General features: G+C 45.4%; 3 protein-coding genes. All 3 read right to left on the reverse strand.

Annotated features, from left to right (window positions below; translation table 11 throughout):
- Positions 1-449, reverse strand: a 449-nt coding sequence (locus tag NHH16_RS15480) for a JAB domain-containing protein (RefSeq protein WP_262070486.1), incomplete at its 3' end; no start/stop codon positions are given.
- A complete protein-coding gene (locus tag NHH16_RS15485; protein ID WP_262070487.1) occupies positions 427-558 on the reverse strand; it encodes a hypothetical protein in 132 nt (43 codons plus the stop codon). The genes NHH16_RS15485 and NHH16_RS15480, both read right to left, overlap by 23 nt.
- Before the next feature lie 8 nt (positions 559-566).
- The coding region (locus NHH16_RS15490) for a hypothetical protein (RefSeq protein WP_262070488.1) at positions 567-835 on the reverse strand (269 nt) is incomplete at its 5' end.

Here is an 835-nt window from a genome sequence, read left to right on the forward strand (position 1 = left end):
TCCATGATTTCCTCCTCCATAAAACTAAAGCGCTTTCCCGTTACCCCGCCCACAATGACATGGTCTAGTAACTCAATCCCCAATAGTTCACCAGCGTTCTTTAGTCTCTGGGTAAGAAGCACATCCTCTCTACTAGGAGTGGGCTCTCCGCTGGGGTGGTTATGGCAAATAATGATACTGGCGGCATTGCTTAGAATACTAGCCTTAAAGACTTCCCTTGGGCTTACTAGCGAAGCATTAATCGTGCCCATGCTCACAATATTCATGTTTAAAACGCCGCCTTTTGTATTTAAGTTAAGAACACACATCACTTCTCGGTCATAAAGCGCTAACTCATTTGCCATTAAATCCGCTGCATCTCTTGGGCTCGTAATCAGCTTATCCGTATACAGGGTAGACTCTCTAATCAACCTTACATTTACTAGATCAACTCCGTTTGCTTCCGCCATCGCCACTCCCTCCTCTCTCTTCTAACTGGACCACCAAGATAACTCCGTCCTCTAAATTCGAGACTAACTCTCGTAACCCTTCCAAGGTTACTTCCTTCTCTTTTTCCATACACACCTCTACTTTCTGGGCGCGACCTCTATCCGCTCCCTTTGCCCTTGCTCCTTTTCACTCGGTTGTTCTGCCACCTTTTCTTTGAATGTCTGTAAAACGGTAACCGCTGGCAGCTCTTCACCAATGGTGTCCACCTGATATTGATTGTCTCCTAAGGGACGTGGATTGCGATAACCAAACATAGGAAGAAATGTAAGAACCTCTTCCTCGCTAACTAAATCAATTCCCTTATTATTAAATCCCACAATGGCACCTGTTTGGCTTTGTCCTTCCC

Origin of the sequence: Ohessyouella blattaphilus (assembly GCF_024721265.1) — a bacterium.
In the GTDB taxonomy this organism is placed as follows: Bacteria; Bacillota; Clostridia; order Lachnospirales; family Lachnospiraceae; genus Aequitasia; species Aequitasia blattaphilus_A.

Excerpts from the sequence above, each read along its gene's own strand:
- NHH16_RS15485 (WP_262070487.1), bottom strand. The coding sequence starts at position 558 with ATGGAAAAAGAGAAGGAAGTAACCTTGGAAGGGTTACGAGAGTTAGTC.